Raw genomic sequence first — 18,625 nt, 5'->3', positions numbered from 1 at the left:
GTGACCCGGCACGTGGTCGTCGTGGGCGCGGGCGTCACCGGGCTGCTCACCGCCCTCCGGTGCGCGCGTGCCGGGCTGCGCGTGACCGTGCTGGACTCCGGGCCCGTGCCGAACCCGGCCTCCACGTCGCACGACGAGCACCGGGCGCTGCGCGCGCTCGAGCCGGGCGACGTGGCCGCCACCCGTGCCTCGGCGGTGCTGCACCGGCAGTGGCTGGAGCTGGAGTCGCTGCTGGGCACGCGGTTCTACCGGCGCGTCGGCGTGGTCACCGGGTGGCCCGCCGACGCGGTGGACGGGGCGCTGGACGTGGCGCGGGAGGCGGGGGTGCCGGTTTCGGTGGTGGAGCCGGAGAAGTACCCGCACCTGCGCTTCCCCGCCGGGTCCGTCGGGTTGGTGGAGGCCGACGCCGGCGTGCTGCTGGCGGACCGGGTGCTCGACGCCGCCGCGCGGTGGCTGCGCGAGCAACCCCGGGTCGTGCTGCGGCCGGGCTGCCCGGTGCGGGAGGTCGACGCCGACACCGCCTCCGCGGTGACCGCCGACGGGACGACCGTGCGGGGCGACGTGCTCCTGGTCGCCACCGGGCCGTGGTCGCCCGAGCTGGTGGACGTGCCGACCGTGCTGCACCGGCAGACCACCGTGTACCTGCGGCCGCCCGACGACCTCGTGCCCTGGTGGGAAGGCGCGCCGAGCGCCGGCCGCATCGGGGACGACGGGCGGGCCTGGCTGCTGCCCCCGGGCGGCGGCACGCAGCTCAAGATCAGTTCCGCGTCCCTGTGCCGCGAGGTGGCGGCGGTGGGGGACGACGCGGAGGAGTGGTCCGACCGGCTCGCGCTGTCGTCGGTGCTGGACGACCACGAGCGCTACACCGTCACCGGGACCAGGACGTGCCACTACGCGGTCGACGCGCAGACCGGCGGTGGCTCCCTGGTCCGGACAGGACCGTCCACATGGGCCCGTGCGGCCAGCGGCGGCGACGGGTTCCGCACCGCGCCCGCCGTCGCCGGACGGATCGCCGAGGAGGTAGGGACATGAACGGTACCGTCGGCGGAGCCGACGATCGGACGACCGACGCCGTGCTGGTGATCGGCAGCGGGTTGAAGCTGTACCGCGAGTACCTGGTCCGCTCGATCGCGGGCCGGGCGCGCGCGGCCGGGCTGGAACTCGTGTTGATCAACAACATCCAGCCGACCTGGCAGCGGGCGTACTTCGACGAGATCACCGTGATCAACCTGTTCGACCACGAGCTGCTGGCCCGGACCGCGCGCGAGGTCGCGTCACGGCGGCGGATCGTGGGCGTGATGTGCTGGGACGAGCCGTTCGTGATGCCGTCGGCGCACCTCGCGGCCGAGTTCGGCGTGCCGGGCCTGAGCGTGTCCGGTGTGGACGGTTGCCGGGACAAGTACCACACCCGGTCCCTGCTCACCGCCGCCGGCCTGCCGCAGCCCGGCTGCGAGATGACCGCGACGGTCGAGGAAGCGCGCGCCGCCGCCGCGCGCATCGGCTACCCGGTGGTCGTCAAGCCGCGGGCGCTCGGCGCGAGCATGGGCGTCGTGCTCGCCGCCGACGAGAGCGAGCTGGACGCGGCGTTCCGGGTCGCCTCGGACGCCAGCCTCATCGGCGACGAGCCCTACCGCGGCGGCGCGATCGTGGAGGGCTACGCCGACGGGCCCGAGATCAGCGTGGACGGCGCCCTGCACAAGGGCGAGTACCAGCCGATGTTCCTGGCCCGCAAGCAGACCGGGATGCCGCCGTACTTCGAGGAGGTCGGCCACGTCGTGGACGCGGACGACCCCCTGCTGCGCGACGAGGAGCTGATCGACACGCTGGCGCGGGCGCACCGCGTGCTCGGCGTGGAGGACGGCATCACGCACGCCGAGGTGCGGCTGACCGACCGCGGCCCAGTGATCATCGAGATCAACGGCAGGCTCGGCGGCGACCTGATCCCGTTCCTCGGCAAGACCGCCACCGGCATCGACCCCGGCGAGGTGCTGTTCGACGTCGCCACCGGCCGGCGGCCCGACGTGGTGGCCACCCGCGGCTCGGTGGCCGGGATCCGCTTCGGCTACCCCGACCACGACTGCGTGGTGCGGTCGGTGACCGTGCCCGCCGAGGCGCCCGGCCTGGTCACCGCCGCGCCGATGGTCGACCCCGGCGCGAGCCTGCGGCTGCCGCCCGGCGGCTACATCGCCCGCCACTCGTTCGTGGTGTGCGAGGCCGACGACGCCGACACCTGCCGCGACCGGCTCCTCGCGGCGCAGGCGCTGGTCGAGCTGGACGCCGAGCGGATCGACCCGCTGCCGCCCGGCGCGACCCTGGAAATGCCCACCGGACTCCTGGACGTGGACGAATGACGATCAACTACGACGGGCGGCGGTTCCGCAAGGCGGGTGGCGGTGACGGCACCGAGGCCCGCTACCACCAGGACGGCGACCTGGTGTGGGCCGACTTCACCGGCGGCAAGGTGCGCCGCGGCACGGTCACCGGCACGTGCGGCCCGGACGGCACGATCCGCCTGGCCTACACGATGGTGCTGGTCACCGGCGAGGTCATCGCGGGCCACACGGTGAACGTGCCGCGGCAGGAGCCGGACGGCCGGCTGGTGCTGCGCGAGGAGTGGCAGCGCTACGGCGAGCACGCCGCGACGGGCGTGTCCTACCTCGAGGAGGTGCGCTGAGGTGGCGAGATCGGTCGACTTCTCCAAGCTCGCGAACCTCGTGGACGGGTACGTGCGGCTGCCGGGCGACCCCGGGTTCACCGCGGCGAGCCGCCCGTTCAACAAGCGGTACGCCGACGTCCTGCCGGCCGCGGTGCTGTCCGTGGCCGGTGCGGACGACGTGGGCAAGGCGATCGTGTGGGCGCGCGACCACGACGTGCCGATCGTGGCCCGCGGCGGCGGGCACAGCTACGCGGGCAACTCGGTGAACACCGGGCTGGTGCTGGACCTGCGCGGGCTGGACCAGGTGCGCGTCGACCCGTCCAACGAGCTGGTCACGGTCGGCGGCGGCACCCGGATGTCCACCCTCTACGCCGGGCTGGAGCCCTACGACCTCGCGTTCCCGGCGGGCAACGCCGACGACGTGGCCATCGGCGGGCTGGTGCTCGGCGGCGGTGTCGCGGCGGTGTCGCGGTCGTTCGGCCTGACCTGCGACTCGCTGGTGGAGACCGACGTGGTGCTGGCCGACGGCACCACGGTGACGTGCAACGAGACCAGCAACGCCGACCTGTTCTGGGCCTGCCGGGGCGGTGGCGGCGGCAACTTCGGCGTCAACACCTCGTTCACCTTCCAGGCGCGGCCGGTGCTGGCCAGCTCCACCTGCCTGCTGCTGTGGCACCGCAAGCACGCGCACGAGGTGCTGGCGTGCATGCAGGAGATCATGGACCGCGCGCCGGACGAGTTCGCCGCCCGCATCGGCATCGCCCGCGCCGCGGACGAACAGGCCGTCGTCTCGGTCGTCGGGTGGCACCTCGGCCCGGCGGAGGAGCTGCGCGAGATGCTGCGCCCGGCGCTGGCCGTCGCCGAGCCGTTCCGGGTCGACATCGCCGACCGGACGTACTGGGAGGCCAAGGACTACCTGCACCACAACACCGAGGGCGGCGCGTTCGCGGTGCGCACCCGGTCCACGCCCAAGCCGCTGCCGGACGCGGGCGTGGCGACCATGGTGGACGCGGTGGACGCGTGGCCGGGCAGCAGCAACGCCGACGGCGCCGGGGTCGCCCTGTTCACCTGGGGCGGCGCGATCAACCGCGTGCCGGTGACCGAGACCGCGTTCCCGCACCGCGACGTGCTGTTCCTGGTCTCGATGGACACGTCGTGGCACGTCGAGGACGGCCCGGAGGTGGAGCGGGCGAACCTCGACTGGCTCGCCGCGCTGCACGAGCGGATGGGCGAGTTCGCCGCGGACTCGGCCTACGTCAACTTCACCGACCCCGACCTGGGCGACTGGCGGTCGGCCTACCACGGGCCGAACTACGCCCGGCTGGCCGAGGTGAAGCGCCGCTACGACCCCGACCGCGTCTTCCGCTTCCCCCAGGCGATCTAGGAGCCCCCGGTGCCACCAGACCTGCGCGGAGCCATGCGGAACCTCGCGACCGGCGTGTGCATCGCGACCACCTACGTCGACCGCGGCGACCGTCGGGACCACGACGCGGTGACGGTCAACTCGGTCACCTCCGTCTCGCTCGACCCGCCGCTGGTGTCCCTGTGCCTCAAGCTGGAGTCCCGGTTCCTGGCGGACCTGCTGACGACGAAGAAGTGGGCGCTGTCCATCCTGGACGGTTCGGCCGCCGCCGCGGCCCGGCTCTGCTCGGGTGACCGGGCGAGCCGGGTGGGCGCGCTGTCGTCGCTCTCGGCGGCACCGGGGCGCGAGACCGGCGCCCTCGTGCTGGACGTGCCGAGCTGGCTGGAGTGCGAGCTGCGGGACTCGTTCCAGCTCGGCGACCACACGATGGTCGTCGGCGAGGTGGTGGCCACCGGGACGGGCCACCGCCGCGAGCCCCTGCTCTACCTGCGCGGTCGCTACCGCACGTTGGACGACACCGACCCACCGAACGGCGAGGAGTGAGCACCATGACCGTGCCCGAGACCGGCGAGGCGATCCTCGCCCGCGCCCAGGAGCTGGCCCCGCTGCTGCGCGAGCGGTCCGAGGAGATCGAACGGCTGCGCCGACTGCCCGACGACGTCGTGGCGCTGCTGCGCGACGCGGGCGTGTTCCGGATGGGCTTCGGCCGCGACTGGGGCGGCCCCGAGATGACCTCGGAGCAGCAGACCCGGGTGGTCGAGGCGTTGGCTTACGGCGACGCGTCCGCCGGGTGGTGCGCCATGATCGGCATGGACACCGGCCTGTACGCCCGGTTCCTGGAGCCGGCCGCGGCCAAGGAGATGTTCCCCAGCATCGACATGGTCACCGCGGGCCTGCTGTTCCCGACCGGCCGCGCGGAGATCGTGCCCGGTGGCTACCGGCTCACCGGCCGCTGGCAGTTCGGCAGCGGCATCACGCACGCCGACTGGGTGGTGTCGGGCGCGATGCTGTTCCGCGACGGCGAACCCGACGGCGAGCCCCAGAACTCGATGCTGATGATGGTGCCCCGCGAGCAGGTCGAGGTGGTCGACACCTGGCACACCACGGGCCTGGCGGGCAGCGGCAGCTGCGACTACACGATCACCGACGTGTTCGTGCCCGCCGAGCACACGTTGCTGTTCAGCGAGGTGCACGGGCCCGCCGGTCCGCTGGCCCAGGCCGAGGTGCACATGCGCAACATGCCGGGCGTGCCGCTCGGCGTGGCCCGCGCCGCCCTCGACTTCGTCCGCGAGACCGCCGCCGCCAAGGGCTGGGCGGACAACTACCGCACCCAGGTCGCGCTCGCCGAGTGCGAGGCCGACTTCACCGCCACCCGCGCCGGCGTGTACGAGAGCCTGCGTCGGCAGTGGGACGTGCTGTCGGCCGGCGGCACGATGGACGACCTCACGCCGAGCGAGCGGGCCGCGCTGCCGCTGTCGCGGCTGCACGCCTTCCGCACCGCCCGGTCGATCGTGACCAGGCTGTACGACCTGATGCAGACCTCGTCGATCTACCGGCCGTCGCCGCTGGACCGGTGGCTGCGCGACACCACGACGATGTGCCAGCACATCGTGGCGCAGGACCGGATCCTCCAGACCGCCGGCGCCTACCTGCTCGGCGGCGCGCCCGCGTTCCCGCTGGCGCTCGGCATCACCCGCTAGCGTGCCCGACCCGACCGACCTTCGAGAGGACACCATGACCGCGCGACCGGTGATCATCGTCGGCTTCCTGGCGCCGCTGCCCACCCGCCCCGAGTTCGAGGACGGCTCGATGGTCCTCGTGGACGAGCCCGACGTCATCCGCAAGCGGGACGTCGCGGCGAAGATGGCGGGCGCGCCCTCGCTGCGCGAGCTGGTGCCGTGGGAGTACCAGCTCCCCGGAGCGGCCGACGAGTTCTACAACACCCACCCCGACCTCGACCCGGCGTACGTCGTGCCGCTGGTGGAGTACGCCACCCCGTTCGCGGCCCGGCTCGCCGAGCGCTACGGGCTGCCCGGCGCGACCAGCGGCGCGGCCCAGTTGCTGCGGGACAAGGAGCTGCTGCGCCGCGTCACGCGGGCCGCCGGCATCGACAACCCGGTGTCCACCGCCGTGGACGCGCCCGACGAGGTGCGCGCGTTCATGGCCGCCCACCCCGGACCGGTCGTGCTCAAGCCCGCGAACCGCCAGGCGTCGCTGGGCACGAAGGTGCTGCACGACCCCGCCGAGGTGGACCAGGCGTGGCAGGAGTGCCTGGCCGGGCAGGACGAGGGCATCCTGGTGCCCGACCGGGAGATCCCGCTGCGGATGCTGGTCGAGACGTTCGTGCGCGGCGAGGAGTACAGCGTCGAGATGCTGGTGCGCGACGGCGTGCCGCTGTTCACCAACATCACCGGCAAGACGCTGTTCCCCGGGCCGCGCCCGATCGAGCTGGGCCACCTCGTGCCCGCCGACCTGCCCGAGGACACGGCCGCGCTGCTGGCCGAGCGCACCGGGGCGGTGCTGCGGGCGGTCGGCTTCGGCACCGGCGTGGTGCACTGCGAGTGGATCCTCGCCGACGGCAGGCCGCACCTGGTCGAGTGCGCGGGCCGGTTCCCCGGCGACGGCATCACGTGGCTGATCGACGAGGCCTACGGGTTCCCGCTGGCCGAGCGCTACTACTCGATCATGCGCGGCGAGGAGCCGCCCGCGCTGCCCGCCAGGGCCGAACGCGCGGCGGCCGTGCGGTTCCTGCGCGCCGAGCCCGGCGAGGTGGTGTCGGTCGAGGGCGTCGAGGACGCCAAGTCGATGCCCGGCGTGCTGGCCGCGTCGGTGATGGCCGCGCCCGGCGAGGCCGTGCGGGAGCTGCGCAGCTCGTGGGACCGGGCGGGGTCGGTGACGGTCGTGGCCGACACCCCGGCCGAGGCGCTGGCGCTGGCGGAGAAGGCGGCCGACGCGATCAGGATCGAGGTGCGCGCGGCAGAATGACGCGCATGCCAACCCCAGTCGCCGTGCACACGGTGATCGACAGCCCGGTCGGTGAGATCACGCTCGTCGCGCGAGACGGCGTGCTCGCGGGCCTCTACATGCACGAACACCGCCACCGGCCGGCGCTGGAGACCTTCGGCGCGCGCGACGCGTCGCCCTTCGACGAGGTGATCGCCCAGTTGGAGGAGTACTTCGCGGGCAAGCGGACGGAGTTCGACCTGCCGCTGTCGATGGCGGGCACCCCGTTCCAGCGGACCGTGTGGGACGCGCTCAAGGAGATCCCGCACGGCGAGACGGTGTCGTACGGCGAACTGGCGGCCCGCATCGGCCGGCCCACCGCGTCCCGCGCGGTCGGGCTGGCCAACGGCAAGAACCCGATCAGCATCATCGTGCCGTGCCACCGCGTGGTCGGCTCGACCGGAAGCCTGACCGGGTACGGCGGCGGCATCGAGCGCAAGCGGATGCTGCTGGGCTTCGAGCGCGGTGACCTGCTCTGGTGAAGGTGCCGTCGTCAAGGGGCTGCGCGTCCTCGGCGCGGGAATCGGCGGTGCGATTGCCGTAGGGTGGGGCGCATGCCGTGGACCGTGAAGGCCGTGCCGGTCGTGCTGCTGCTGCTCGCCGCCGGGTTCGCGCTGGACGCGGTGACGATCGTGCACACCTTCGCCAACACCGACGAGGTCTTCGCGCTCGCGGGCACGAAGAACGACTCCATGGACGGCCCGCTGGCCGTGATGATCACGTGGGTGATCGGGGCGTGCTCGCTGGCCGTCATGGTCGGCAGCGCGGTCGTGCTCAGCCTCGCGGTGGTGGGCCTGCTGGGCGGTCGGCGCTCGGGTCGGGTGTGGGCGCTCGTGGGCGTCGTCCCGCACTTCGTCTACACGGCCTGCTCACTTCCGCGCGTGGGCTGGCGGGACCGGGCCGCCCTCAACCCGAACGACCTGAGCGCCTACTTCGACCCGGCCACCACGCCCGCGTTCGTGCGTTTCGCTGACGTGGCCGCCGTGCCGTTCGGCTTCGCCGGCGCGGCGGCCGCCCTCGTGCTGCTCCTCGTGCCCGCGACCCGTCACTGGGTCAACCGGCCCGCGGAGTCGTTCGACCACCTCGTCGCCCCCGGCGAACGCTGGTCGAGCGAGCCGATGTCCGCTGGCTGACACCTCCACGGGGTCACGCCCCGCCGGCTTGCGCCAACCTGCCCCCTGAACCGGCCGGTGGGCGCGATCCCGAGCGCAGCGGTCCGTCGGTTTCGTCGGGGCAGACAGGGTCGGCTCACGCCGGCGGCGAACAAATCGGCGACACGGCGCGCAGTGGCCCATCCCTGCCATCCGGGCCGAACTGATCGGCCCACGCGGGGGCGAGCAGGTCGCCGGCGGCCGCGCGTCGAACGGCGCGGTGGCCGGGGGCCGCCGCGCCGTTCGACGTGGTCGTGCGGGTGGGTCAGCCGGCCGCGCAGGAGACGGACGGCCAGGTCCAGTTGCCGTTCGCCTGGATCGTCACGCCCCAGTTGTTGCCGCTGCCGTTGGGCCTCGCGGTCAGCACCTGGGCGCTCGGGTAGCTCGCGCTGACGTTCCAGGTGGCCAGGACCTTCGCGGGCGACGGGACGTTCATCGTCACGGTCCAGTTCGACGAGCCGCTGACCGAGACGTTGAGGTTGTAGCGGTCGCTCCACTTCTCGCCCGCGGACAGCGTGGCGGTGCAGCCGCCGGTGCCGGGGTTGCCCGGGTTGCCACCCGTGGTGCCGTCGACGGTGATGTTGGAGCTGCCGCTGCTCTGGTAACCCTCGGTCGCCAGGATCATGTAGTCGTGGGTGCCGAGGTTCATCCCGTTGCGGGCCCACGCGTCGAAGTGGTTGCCGGAGGTGATCGTGCCGCCGGTCTTCTTCGACTGCCGGACGCTCCAGTACTGGTCGAAGGTCCGGTTGCCCTCGATCGACGGCGCGTTGTACCGGGTCGTCTTGTAGATGTCGTAAGTGCCACCGTCGGTGGTGACCGTGCCCTTGTACGTGCCGGTCGGGCGGTAAGTGCCCCAGTTGTCGACGATGTAGTACTCGACGAGCGGGTTGCGGGTCCACCCGTAAAGGGTCAGGTAGGCGTTTCCGGACGGGTTGAAACTGCCCGAGTAGTTCACCGTCCGGCGGCCGCCGGTGGCCCAGCCCTTGCCCGCGACGAAGTTGCCGGTGTTGCGCCACGAGGTGCTGTAATTGCCGCCGGAGCCCAGGTCCATGGAGACGGTGCCCTGGCTGTCGGTCCAGAACGAGTAGAAGTAGCCGTTGTTGGTGCCGGTTTGATTGGTGGTCACCGCGGCCTGGGCGTTCGACGTCACTATTGCCATGAGCAGGAAAGTGATCGCCGTCAACGGGAGCAGTCGACCGCCCCTGATCTTGCCTGACATCGGCGAAATTCCTTTCAGCAGCGCTGCTGATCGATGCCGAACAGCATCAAGTCGCTCCCGGGCGGCAGTCAACAGTTTGCGAAACTTTCCGGTCGGGTGCGCCGGGCGGATTCACGCCGAACGCCGCCCGGAATCACCCGGCCGTGCAGGACAGCGTCGGGGTGCCCGGCGTCCCGGACGTCGACCCGAGGAACCCGAACGTGGTGCTGCTCCCCGCGCCGACCGAGCCGTTGTGCGCGGCGTTGCGGGCGGTGACGGTCGAGCCCTGGCTGGTCACCGTCGCGTTCCACGCCCGGGTGACCGTCTCACCGCCGGTGTAGGTCCAGGACACGGTCCAGTTGCTGATCGCCGACGTGCCCGCGGTGACGCGGACCTCGCCCTGGAAACCGCCCTGCCACCGGTTGACCACCGTGTACGTGGCCGAGCACCGGGCACCACCCGGCTGCGTGGTCGTCGTCGTGGTGGTCGACGTGGTGGTGGGAGTCGTGGTCGTGCCGCCCCAGCCCGACGTCGAGTCCAGCCACTGGACGCGGCGCTGCATCCAGTCGCGCATCGCCTGCACCTGTCCCTGCCACGTGGGCGCGGTCGGGGTGCGGAAGAAGCCGACCGTCGCCGAGCTGAGGTTGGGCCAGCGCTGGAAGTTGCGCTGGGCGCCGTTGGTCAGCGGCCGGGCGAGGGCGTCGATCCGGCTCGTCAGCGCGGAGTCCGACAGCAACCCGCGGCGCAACGCCTGCCACCGAGACTTGAGCTGGTTGACGAACGCCGGGTCGCGCAGCAGTTGCGCGTACCAGTCGTTGGCCTGCGGCTGCCGGGTCTGCTGGTACTGCCAGCCGGCGACCTGGTCGTTCTGGAAGAACCCGCCGACGCCGAACGTGAGGTCGAAGTCCCACAGCGGCCCGGCGAAGATCTTGCTGTCGCGGTCCTTGTAGAAGTGGGCGCTGCGCAGGTAGGCGTCCATGCCGCGGCTGAGCTCGTTGACGATCATGTGGTCGATGAACGACGGCACGTCGATGTACTTCTGGTACCCGGTGACTGGGTCGGCGAAGTTCTGCGCGCGCAGCACGTCGTGGAACTGCTGGATGTGCCCGCGCAACCATTCCCGTTGCTGGCTGTTCAACGGGTCGGGGTCGGCCACTTCGAGGTAGTTCCAGCACGTGTTCGTCGGCCCGGTGCACGGCAGCGTCGGCTCCTCCGCCGCCATCCACTCGAACTTGAAGATGTACCCGCCCTGGATCGTCGGCAGCGTCGTGTCGTCCTCGTCCAGGCCCTTGAGGTCGAGCCGGTTCTTGGAGTTCTTGATCGTCTCTACCATCATGTAGACGCCCATGTAGTCGGCGGCGCCCACCGGCGTGCTGTCGGTGTTGAGGTAGAACTCCACGAACTTGTACCGCGGCGCTTTGAGGCCCATCTCCCGGCCGAGGTCGTAGATGAACGCCTCGCGGATCAGCGCCTTGTCGGTGAACGGCCCGCGCAGCACCCAGTCGGAGTCGGCGGGCATGCCGAGCACCGGGTAGTCGGCGTCGTCGCCGTCGTTGTCCCAGAACTCCAGGCGGTAGGGCGTCTTCTCGAACGAGGCCGACGACTGCCCGCGCAGCCGGAACCCGGCCCGCGTGGCGACCGCGGGCGTGGCGGCCAACGACGTCGTGCCGCCCGCCGGCGGTTCGAAGATCATCGTGGCGCCGTCGAAGTACTCCCGCTGCGGCTTGCCCGCGCCGTAGGAGTCGATCGCCACCACCGGCAGGTCGTGCGCGGTCGACGAGGCTTCGCGGGCGACGTACATCGCCGTGCCGGGCCTCCCGGACGCCGTGCCGCCGACGAACGCCTGCGCGCGCAGCTGGGTGGTGCGCGTGAGCTGCACCGGTGAGCCTTGGTAGAGCGTGGACTGGGCGTTGGGCAACTGCCCGTTGGTGGTGTAGCGGATCTCGGCGCCGGCGATGGCGGTGCTCAGCGAGACCGACACCTGGCCCTGGAACGTGCCGCTGGGCACGGAGAACGCGATGTCGCCGACCAGGTCGTCGGCGGCCGCCGCGGCGGCGATGGCGTCGGCTGCCGCCGTGCCGCCGGTGGCCTGCGAGCCGGGCTCCGCGCCGGCGGACAACGGGATGAGCAGGCCGGTGAGGAGCAGCGCGGCGACCGCGAGCCCCTTGGCGCGGTGTGTCGCCGCGGCGCCGTTGCTGCGGGGGGTCAGACGCACGATGCCTCCTGTTCGGGTCGGTGGGACGGGGTGGTCGGTACCGGGCCCACCGACGGCGTGGTCGCGCGGAAGTGGCGGCGCAACGTCCGCCGCCACGGCGCGTCGGGCAGGTCCAGGCGGAGCGCGGCCAGACCCGTGGCGTACTTGGAGATCCGGGCCGGGCGCACCCCGCGCTGCCACAACATGCGGTCGACCGGCGAGGCGGCCGACGCGGTCTTCGTCTCGATCACCGCGAGGCCGGACAGCCGCAGCGCGCGGTCGTGGTGCCGCCACGACAGCTCCGTGTCGACGGTGACCCGGCTCGCGCTCTCCGGCAGCAGCAACGTGGTCCGCTGGTAGTCGGTGACCAGCACCGGGTCGAGGGAGCCGTCGTCGGGCGCGATCGACTCGCGCGCGAGCGCCTCCTCGACGAAGCGCCGACCGGGGTGGACGGTGTCGCGGTCGTCCGGGTGGTAGGGCAGGCGGTGCTTGGTGATGCTGCCCCGCGCCCCGCTGATCTTGACCTCCAGCCAGCACTCGCCGGAGTCGAGGTAGGTGCGGGTGCGCACCTTGAACCGGCGACGCCTGCGGTAGGCGGCGCCGTGGTAGCTGACCAGCCCCGGGGTGTCGAAGTACACCGACCGGTAGCGGAACGCGCGCCCGCCGTCGATGTCGAGCACTCGAGCGTGGGGCACGAGCTGCTCCAACAGGTGTGGCAGCGCTTCGGCGGGCACGACGTACTTGCGGTCGACCCTGGTCTGCAGCGCGGCCCGCTCGATCAGCTCGGCCAGCCCGACCGGGGCCATCCGCGCCAGCGCGGGCACGGAGGTCGTCGTCGTGGTCATCGGCGCGCCCCCGAGTGCGCGGGCGTGGTGGGCGCGGTGGTCAGCGCGCGCTCGGTCAACGCGTACCGGACGTCGACGGTCGTGGTCTCGTTCACCAGGTCCAGCCGCTGCACGGTGACCGAGTGGACCCGGGCGTCGAGCAGCTGTTCCAGGTGGGCGACGAGCGTGACGTGGTCGGTGATGGCCGAGTCGAGCACCAGGACCTGGTGCCGGTAGTGGCGGAACAGCTTCTTGTTGTCGCCCAGGAACATCACCAGGACGATGAGGCCCATCAAGCCGCCGTTGAGCCACAGCGCGGACGTGCTCAGCGCGCCCAGCAGGCCGAGGGCGAGCGCGGAGAAGTAGTACGCGACCTCGTGCTGGTCGAGTTCGGTCGAGCGCAGCCGGATGATCGACAGCACGCCGAACAGCGCCATGCCCAACCCGATGCCCGCGCCGGTGTTGCTGCTGCTCAACGCGCTGGCGACGGCGAGGACGCCGATGTTGACCCCGAGGTAGGCGACGACGAGGTCGCGGCGGCGGTGACGCGGGAAGTAGAGCCCGAAGACGAGCAGCACCACCGCGCAGATGTCGATCGCGAACAGGACGAGCTGTGACATCTCGTTCGTTCCTCCTACAGCCGCGTGCCGAGGGTCGGCTGGGTACCGCCCGCTTCTTGGCGGGGGTCTGCAGGACGGTCGCCGAAACTTTCGAGTAACTTGATAAACTTTCGGGAACTGGTCGGAACGATAGGGGGCGCTGTGGTGTCTCGTCAATGAACTGCCGGTGTACCGCCGTGTATCAAAAGGTGGACAGTTCCGCAGGTAGAGGCCGTTTGGCGGGGGTGGCTATCCGTCGTTCGGCGGGCCGGCGAGTTGGTACGAGCCGTAATCCGCCCATGTCAGACTGTATCGAAAGTTTCGGGCCCGTCTTAGCGCGTGGATCACCCACTTGCTCCACCGCTTCGCGCTCGGAGGGGCACAACGCGAACCGCCGGTCCGTCCACAGGGGACGAACCGGCGGTGTGGCGCGCGGCGCGGACTAGTGCGACTCGCCCTTGGCCTCGCGTGCCTTGCGGCGCTGCTCCTCGGCGCGTTCGCGGCACCGGCGCAGGAACTCCGCGTCCGACTCCGAGTCGGCGGCGGCGAAGCGGCCCGGGTGGTCGTACTCCGGGAACGCGGGCGCGGTCCGCTCGTAGGCGCGCGGCCTGCCGGCGGGACGCACGGGCCGGCCCGCGACCAGCCACGCGATCGAGCCGACGAGCGGGAAGAACAGCACGATCAGCAGCCAGCCCACCTTGGGCAGGTTGCGGGCGTCACCGTCGTCGGTGGTGATGACGTCGACCAGGCAGAACAACCACAGGCCCAGCGTGAGCACGCCGAAGAGGCCCCCGAAGTAGAACACGTTCCCAACCCCCAAGAAGTAGTCGGCGCACCCTAGCGCGGCCGACCGGCACGACGGTGGCGATTCCGGTGCGACAGCGGGGTTCCTGCCTCGCGGGAGCGCGTTACGACGGCCAGTTGTCGAGCAGGGTGTGCAGGGCGTCCAAGGTCTTGGCCCACGAGGCGTCGGTGTCGCGCGGGTGGTGGCGGAAGCCGCCCGCCGCCTCCAGCGCGGTGAAGCCGTGGAACGTGCTGTGCAGCAGGCGCACCGCGTCGGTCTCGTCCGGCTCGGGCAGCCGGTAGCCCCGCAGGATGGCGCGGGTCATCTCCGAGTGCCTGCCCGCCCGGCTCGTGGCCGCGATCTCGGGGGTCAGGTCGACCTGCATCGCGGCGTACCGGCCCGGGTGCTCCTTGGCGTAGTCGCGGTAGGCGTTGGCGAAGGCCACCAGGGCGTCCTTGCCCGCGCGCCCGGCCAGGGCGGAGGCGGCCCGGTCGGCGAGCTCGGCCAACGCCAGGACGGCCACCCGCTCGCGCAGGTCCTGGGCGTTCCTGAGGTGGGAGTACAGGCTCGCGTCCTTGACGCCGAACCGGCGGGCGAGCGCCGAGACGGTCAGGTTGTCGAACCCGACCTCGTCGGCCAGGTCCGCCGCCGCCCGCACCAGGCGTTCCGGGGTGAGCCCCGCGCGTGCCATGTCGCCACCTCCCAACCTAGGGGATCTAGGCTAACACCTATTCGTTTGTCGTCCATGCCTACCTGACGTAGCTTGGATCTCATGGAACCCGTAACCGAGCGCGAGATCCGCGCGTCGTTCGTCAACTGCAGCAAGGGCGAGGCCAAACGCCTGCCCGTGCCGGGTGACCTGTCCGCGTGCCCCTGGGAAGACCTGGACTTCCTCGGCTGGCGTGACCCCTCGTCACCGCAACGCGCCTACCTCGTGGCCCCCTCGGTCGACGGTCTGGTGGGCGTGGCGCTGCGCCTGGCCTCATCGCACGCCGGCCAACCGCGCCGCAACATGTGCTCCCTGTGCCTGACCGCGCACCCCGGCGACGGGGTGACGTTGATGACGGCGCGCAAAGCCGGCCGCGGCGGCCAACAGGGCAACTCCGTGGGCGTCTACATCTGCGCCGACCTGGCGTGCTCGCTCTACCTGCGCGGCAAGAAGGACGCGGGGCCGGGCGGTCGCCTGCACGAATCGCTCACCCTGGACGAGAAGGCCGACCGCACCGCCACCAAAGTCGCCGCCTTCCTGGCCCGGGTGATGGAGTGAGTTCCGCGCACCCGGTTCGGCTGTGCGGCAGGTCAGCCGCGCGCGGGCCCGCGGCGACCCGGTCCGTCGAGCACCCGGGCCGAGTTCGCCGACGGAAAAAGTCAGGTGGTCCCGGCAGGCTCCGGAGGTAGGGTTGGGAGCGCTCGGGGCGCCGTTGCCTCTTCGTCGCGCCCGTCTTTTCTCCTGGGGGATCCACGCATGACTTCCGCTGGTGTGTCCGACGCCGTGACGTCGCCGCCCGCGCTCACCCGCGCCGACCGCGCCGTGATCGGCGTGCTGCTCGTGGCCACGTTCGTGGTCATCCTGAACGAGACCATCATGGGCGTCGCCCTGCCCGTGCTGCTCACCGAGCTCCACGTGACCGCGGCCGTGGGGCAGTGGCTCACGGCGGGCTTCCTGCTGACCATGTCGGTGGTCATCCCGATCACCGGCTACCTCATCCAACGGGTCTCGACGCGCGTGCTCTACGGCGTGGCGATGGGCCTGTTCAGCACCGGCACCCTGCTCGCCGCGCTCGCGCCCGGCTTCCCGGTGCTCCTGGCCGCCCGCGTGGTGCAGGCCAGCGGTACGGCGATCATGCTCCCGCTGCTGATGACGACCGTCATGACGCTCGTGCCGCCCGCCCGCCGCGGCGCGGTGATGGGCAACATCTCCATCGTCATCTCCGTCGCGCCCGCCATCGGGCCGACGGTGTCGGGCGTGCTGCTGGACCTGTTCAGCTGGCGGGCCATGTTCTGGGTCGTGTTGCCGATCTCGGTCACGACGCTGCTGCTCGGCCTGCGCTGGGTCACCCGCATCGGCGAGGCCAGCAGCGCGCCGATCGACCCGCTGTCGGTGGTGCTGTCGGTGTTCGGCTTCGGCGGCCTGGTCTACGGCCTGTCGAGCATCGGGCACAGCGGCAGCGGCTCGTCGGTCACGCTGTGGGCGTCGCTCGCGGTGGGTGTCCTCGGCATCGCGGCGTTCGTGCTGCGCCAGGTGCGGTTGCAGCGCGAGGAACGCGCCCTGCTGGACCTGCGGACGTTCGCCTTCCGAACGTTCACGCTCGCCAGCGCCCTGATGATGGTGATGATGGGCCTGCTGCTGGGCGTGGTCACGATCCTGCCGATCTACATGCAGAACGTGCTCGGGCTCGACCCGCTGGCCACGGGCCTGTTGCTGCTGCCCGGCGGTCTGCTCATGGGCCTGCTGTCGCCGTTCGTCGGCCGCCTCTACGACCGGGTGGGGCCGCGGCTGCTGCTCATCGTCGGCACGGTCGCCACCAGCGGCTCGCTGTGGTTCGCCACGACGTTCACCGCCGCCACGCCCGCCGCGTTCGTGCTGGTGTTCCACCTCGTGCTGAGCCTGGGCCTGGCGTTCTCGTTCACGCCGCTGTTCTCGTCCGGCCTGGGTGCGCTGCCCGCCCGCCTGTACTCCCACGGCAGCGCGATCTTCAGCACGACCCAGCAGTTGGCCGCCGCCGCGGGCGTGGCCCTGCTGGTCAGCGTGATGAGCGCGCGGGCCGCCGGGCTGGCCGCGTCCGGTGAGCCCGCGGTCGGCGCGGAGATGGGCGGCATGCAGGCGGCGTTCCTGCTGTCCGCGATCCTCTCGCTGGTCGCGGTGGCCGGGGCGTTCATGGTCAAGGCCGGCAAGGCGGAGGACGCGCCGCACTAGTGGCGACCGGGCGCGGGGTCGATTCGGCCCCGCGCCCCCATATTGTTCATAATTGTGAAACCGCAGATTCCCTCTCCCGGATCATTGCGGCTTTCCAAAGGTGTGCGTTAGCGTGCCCGGGATCGCTCCCCATTGTGTTTGCGCAGTTCAGCAGCGTGAACACGGGCCGTTCCGCGTCACACCGAGGGAGAAACAATGAAGTGGAAACCCCGTGTCGCCGGCATGCTCGCCGTGGCGGCCCTCGCATTACCGGGAACCACGGCGACCGCCGCGACCGCGCACCACGAAGCCGAGACCGCGCCCGCGGTGTGCCAGGGTTCCGTCGACTCGAACTGGTCCGGCTACTCCGGCACGGGGTTCTGCAACGCGGACAACGCGGTCGGGGCCCACGTGCAGTTCACCGTCACCGCGTCGACCGCCGGCGCCGCGACCGTGGTGGTCCGGTTCGCCAACGGCGGCACGTCCGCCCGCCCCGCCGACCTGGTCGTCAACGGCGTCACCGCGCAGTCGGTCTCGTTCGAGGCGACCGGCGCGTGGTCGACGTGGGTGTCGAAGGTGCTCCCCGTCACCGTGCCGTCCGGCACGAGCACGATCCGGCTGAGCCCCACCACCTCCGCCGGCCTGCCGAACGTCGACTACCTCGACTTCACCCAGGACGGCACGCCACCGCCCGCCGCCGCGCTGTACGTGGCGACCAACGGCGACGACGGCAACCCCGGCACCCTGGCCGCGCCGCTGCGCACCATCCAGCGCGGCGTCGACCTGGCCCAACCGGGCACCACGATCCACGTGCGCGGCGGCACGTACGCGCCGAGCACCAACATCCAGCTGCTCAAGAACGGCACCGCGAGCCAGCCGATCACCCTGCGGAACTACAACGGCGAGCGCGTCGTCATCGACGGCGAGAACATGCCGTACACGCCCGGCGAGGTCGGCTCCAGCATCCCGCGCGCCGACCGCGGCGCGGTGCACGTCGAGGGCGACCACTGGCGGCTGATCGGCCTGGAGATCGTCCACGGGCCGTACGGCGTGTTCGGCCTGGACACCAACAACACCGTCTTCGACCGGCTCGTGACGCGTGACAACTACGAGTCCGGCCTGCACCTGCAAGGCGCGTCGAGCAACAACCAGATCCTCAACCTCGACTCCTACGGCAACCGCGACCCGCGCAAGAACGGCGAGAGCGCCGACGGCCTGGCCATCAAGGAGGGCTCGGGCAGCGGCAACGTCGTGCGGGGTGCGCGGCTGTGGCACAACTCCGACGACGGCCTCGACTACTGGATGTTCTCCTCGCCGATCCTCACCGAGAACACGCTGGCCTGGGGCAACGGCTTCAACCGCTGGAACCTGCCCGGCTTCACCGGCGACGGCAACGGGTTCAAGCTCGGCGGGAACGGCGTCGCCGCCGACCACACCGTGCGCAACGCCATGGCGTGGGACAACGCGGCCGGCGGTTTCGTGGACAACAACAACCCCGGCCGGCACCGCGTCGAGCGCAGCACCGCTTGGGACAACCCGAAGACCGGCTTCCAGTTCGACCGCTCGGCCGGCAGCCTGACCAAGAACCTCGCGGTAGCCAACGGCACGAACGTCTCGCTGGGCTCGAACTCCAGCGGCAGCGGCAACTCGTGGGACCTGGGCGGCTCGTGGTCGTTCGCGAGCACGGACCCGGCCACCATCACGGGCCCGCGCACCGCCGACGGCTCGATCCCGTCGTCGACGTTCCTGCGCCCGAGCAACGGCGCGGACGTGGGCGCGCGCTTCTGATCCGCGCACGGTGGGGCCGGAGGCAAACACCCCCGGCCCCACCGCCCTTCCCGCCACCTTTCACCCGCCACCCACAGCCCTTCGCCTCCCCGCCCCCGCCTCGCCACTCCCGGCCCTCCGCCCCGTCGCCCTCCCTCCCGCCGCTCTTCCGCGCCCCGCCGCCCGCAGC

At 71.7% G+C, this 18,625-nt stretch carries 18 protein-coding genes; 12 read left to right on the top strand and 6 right to left on the bottom strand.

Annotated features, from left to right (window positions below):
• The 9 genes from LZG04_RS40545 to LZG04_RS40505 all read left to right on the top strand — a co-directional run bounded on the left by LZG04_RS40545 (window position 1) and on the right by LZG04_RS40505 (window position 8,155).
• Window positions 1-1,032 carry an FAD-dependent oxidoreductase gene (locus LZG04_RS40545; protein WP_233827274.1) on the top strand — a complete coding sequence of 344 codons (1,032 nt, stop codon included), beginning with the start codon at window positions 1-3 and terminating at the stop codon, window positions 1,030-1,032.
• Window positions 1,029-2,351: an ATP-grasp domain-containing protein gene (locus tag LZG04_RS40540; protein ID WP_233827273.1), complete on the top strand. Its 1,323-nt coding sequence runs from the start codon at window positions 1,029-1,031 to the stop codon at window positions 2,349-2,351. The genes LZG04_RS40545 and LZG04_RS40540 overlap by 4 nt, the downstream gene beginning before the upstream one ends.
• The gene (locus LZG04_RS40535; protein ID WP_233827272.1) at window positions 2,348-2,674 is read left to right on the top strand and encodes a hypothetical protein; all 327 of its coding nucleotides are present in this window, start codon (window positions 2,348-2,350) and stop codon (window positions 2,672-2,674) included. The genes LZG04_RS40540 and LZG04_RS40535 overlap by 4 nt, the downstream gene beginning before the upstream one ends.
• A 1-nt stretch (window position 2,675) precedes the next feature.
• Complete coding sequence (locus LZG04_RS40530) at window positions 2,676-4,040, top strand: FAD-binding oxidoreductase (RefSeq protein ID WP_233827271.1); 1,365 nt, start codon at window positions 2,676-2,678, stop codon at window positions 4,038-4,040.
• Between the two features lie 33 nt (window positions 4,041-4,073).
• Window positions 4,074-4,562 (top strand): flavin reductase family protein, encoded by a 489-nt coding sequence (locus tag LZG04_RS40525; RefSeq protein WP_233827270.1) that lies wholly within the window; start codon window positions 4,074-4,076, stop codon window positions 4,560-4,562.
• Window positions 4,563-4,567: 5 nt separating this feature from the next.
• On the top strand, window positions 4,568-5,719 hold the full coding sequence (locus tag LZG04_RS40520; protein WP_233827269.1) for an acyl-CoA dehydrogenase family protein: 1,152 nt from the start codon (window positions 4,568-4,570) through the stop codon (window positions 5,717-5,719).
• Window positions 5,720-5,753: 34 nt separating this feature from the next.
• Window positions 5,754-7,004 (top strand): ATP-grasp domain-containing protein, encoded by a 1,251-nt coding sequence (locus LZG04_RS40515; protein WP_233827268.1) that lies wholly within the window; start codon window positions 5,754-5,756, stop codon window positions 7,002-7,004.
• 5 nt (window positions 7,005-7,009) lie between these two features.
• A complete protein-coding gene (locus LZG04_RS40510) occupies window positions 7,010-7,504 on the top strand; it encodes a methylated-DNA--[protein]-cysteine S-methyltransferase (RefSeq protein WP_233827267.1) in 495 nt (164 codons plus the stop codon).
• Window positions 7,505-7,576: 72 nt separating this feature from the next.
• Window positions 7,577-8,155, top strand: a complete 579-nt coding sequence (locus tag LZG04_RS40505; RefSeq protein ID WP_233827266.1) for a hypothetical protein — start codon at window positions 7,577-7,579, stop codon at window positions 8,153-8,155.
• 283 nt (window positions 8,156-8,438) lie between these two features.
• On the opposite strand, the gene LZG04_RS42905 is transcribed toward LZG04_RS40505, so the two are convergent.
• The 6 genes from LZG04_RS42905 to LZG04_RS40475 all read right to left on the bottom strand — a co-directional run bounded on the left by LZG04_RS42905 (window position 8,439) and on the right by LZG04_RS40475 (window position 14,463).
• Entirely contained in the window at window positions 8,439-9,392 is a 954-nt protein-coding gene (locus tag LZG04_RS42905) for a glycoside hydrolase family 11 protein (protein ID WP_308199690.1), read from the bottom strand.
• A gap of 133 nt (window positions 9,393-9,525) precedes the next feature.
• On the bottom strand, window positions 9,526-11,586 hold the full coding sequence (locus LZG04_RS40495) for a CotH kinase family protein (RefSeq protein WP_233827265.1): 2,061 nt from the start codon (window positions 11,584-11,586) through the stop codon (window positions 9,526-9,528).
• On the bottom strand, window positions 11,577-12,410 hold the full coding sequence (locus tag LZG04_RS40490; RefSeq protein ID WP_233827264.1) for a polyphosphate polymerase domain-containing protein: 834 nt from the start codon (window positions 12,408-12,410) through the stop codon (window positions 11,577-11,579). Before LZG04_RS40490 ends, LZG04_RS40495 begins: the two co-directional genes overlap by 10 nt.
• Window positions 12,407-13,009, bottom strand: coding sequence for a DUF4956 domain-containing protein (locus LZG04_RS40485; protein ID WP_233827263.1), 603 nt, complete (start codon window positions 13,007-13,009; stop codon window positions 12,407-12,409). The genes LZG04_RS40490 and LZG04_RS40485 overlap by 4 nt, the downstream gene beginning before the upstream one ends.
• Before the next feature lie 421 nt (window positions 13,010-13,430).
• Window positions 13,431-13,793: a PLD nuclease N-terminal domain-containing protein gene (locus tag LZG04_RS40480; RefSeq protein ID WP_233827262.1), complete on the bottom strand. Its 363-nt coding sequence runs from the start codon at window positions 13,791-13,793 to the stop codon at window positions 13,431-13,433.
• Between the two features lie 103 nt (window positions 13,794-13,896).
• On the bottom strand, window positions 13,897-14,463 hold the full coding sequence (locus tag LZG04_RS40475) for a TetR/AcrR family transcriptional regulator (protein ID WP_233827261.1): 567 nt from the start codon (window positions 14,461-14,463) through the stop codon (window positions 13,897-13,899).
• An 81-nt stretch (window positions 14,464-14,544) separates the two neighbouring features.
• Between LZG04_RS40475 and LZG04_RS40470 the strand changes: the two genes are divergently transcribed.
• The 3 genes from LZG04_RS40470 (at window position 14,545) to LZG04_RS40460 (ending at window position 18,456) form a co-directional block, all read left to right on the top strand.
• Window positions 14,545-15,039, top strand: a complete 495-nt coding sequence (locus LZG04_RS40470; RefSeq protein WP_233827260.1) for an FBP domain-containing protein — start codon at window positions 14,545-14,547, stop codon at window positions 15,037-15,039.
• A 198-nt stretch (window positions 15,040-15,237) separates the two neighbouring features.
• On the top strand, window positions 15,238-16,689 hold the full coding sequence (locus tag LZG04_RS40465; protein WP_233827259.1) for a DHA2 family efflux MFS transporter permease subunit: 1,452 nt from the start codon (window positions 15,238-15,240) through the stop codon (window positions 16,687-16,689).
• 195 nt (window positions 16,690-16,884) lie between these two features.
• Complete coding sequence (locus LZG04_RS40460) at window positions 16,885-18,456, top strand: right-handed parallel beta-helix repeat-containing protein (protein WP_233827258.1); 1,572 nt, start codon at window positions 16,885-16,887, stop codon at window positions 18,454-18,456.
• Window positions 18,457-18,625: the final 169 nt, after the last annotated feature.

The sequence above is a fragment of the Saccharothrix sp. S26 genome, from assembly GCF_021390395.1.
Lineage (GTDB): Bacteria > Actinomycetota > Actinomycetes > Mycobacteriales > Pseudonocardiaceae > Actinosynnema.
The sequence above is the reverse complement of the archived record's forward strand: the minus strand, read 5'-3'. Positions and strand labels throughout refer to the sequence as shown.

Excerpts from the sequence above, each read along its gene's own strand:
- LZG04_RS40465 (WP_233827259.1), top strand. The coding sequence starts at position 15,238 with ATGACTTCCGCTGGTGTGTCCGACGCCGTGACGTCGCCGCCCGCGCTC.
- LZG04_RS40470 (WP_233827260.1), top strand. The coding sequence starts at position 14,545 with ATGGAACCCGTAACCGAGCGCGAGATCCGCGCGTCGTTCGTCAACTGC.
- LZG04_RS40475 (WP_233827261.1), bottom strand. The coding sequence starts at position 14,463 with ATGGCACGCGCGGGGCTCACCCCGGAACGCCTGGTGCGGGCGGCGGCG.
- LZG04_RS40515 (WP_233827268.1), top strand. The coding sequence starts at position 5,754 with ATGACCGCGCGACCGGTGATCATCGTCGGCTTCCTGGCGCCGCTGCCC.
- LZG04_RS42905 (WP_308199690.1), bottom strand. The coding sequence starts at position 9,392 with ATGTCAGGCAAGATCAGGGGCGGTCGACTGCTCCCGTTGACGGCGATC.
- LZG04_RS40460 (WP_233827258.1), top strand. The coding sequence starts at position 16,885 with ATGAAGTGGAAACCCCGTGTCGCCGGCATGCTCGCCGTGGCGGCCCTC.
- LZG04_RS40510 (WP_233827267.1), top strand. The coding sequence starts at position 7,010 with ATGCCAACCCCAGTCGCCGTGCACACGGTGATCGACAGCCCGGTCGGT.
- LZG04_RS40505 (WP_233827266.1), top strand. The coding sequence starts at position 7,577 with ATGCCGTGGACCGTGAAGGCCGTGCCGGTCGTGCTGCTGCTGCTCGCC.
- LZG04_RS40535 (WP_233827272.1), top strand. The coding sequence starts at position 2,348 with ATGACGATCAACTACGACGGGCGGCGGTTCCGCAAGGCGGGTGGCGGT.
- LZG04_RS40520 (WP_233827269.1), top strand. The coding sequence starts at position 4,568 with ATGACCGTGCCCGAGACCGGCGAGGCGATCCTCGCCCGCGCCCAGGAG.
- LZG04_RS40540 (WP_233827273.1), top strand. The coding sequence starts at position 1,029 with ATGAACGGTACCGTCGGCGGAGCCGACGATCGGACGACCGACGCCGTG.
- LZG04_RS40525 (WP_233827270.1), top strand. The coding sequence starts at position 4,074 with ATGCGGAACCTCGCGACCGGCGTGTGCATCGCGACCACCTACGTCGAC.
- LZG04_RS40490 (WP_233827264.1), bottom strand. The coding sequence starts at position 12,410 with ATGACCACGACGACGACCTCCGTGCCCGCGCTGGCGCGGATGGCCCCG.
- LZG04_RS40485 (WP_233827263.1), bottom strand. The coding sequence starts at position 13,009 with ATGTCACAGCTCGTCCTGTTCGCGATCGACATCTGCGCGGTGGTGCTG.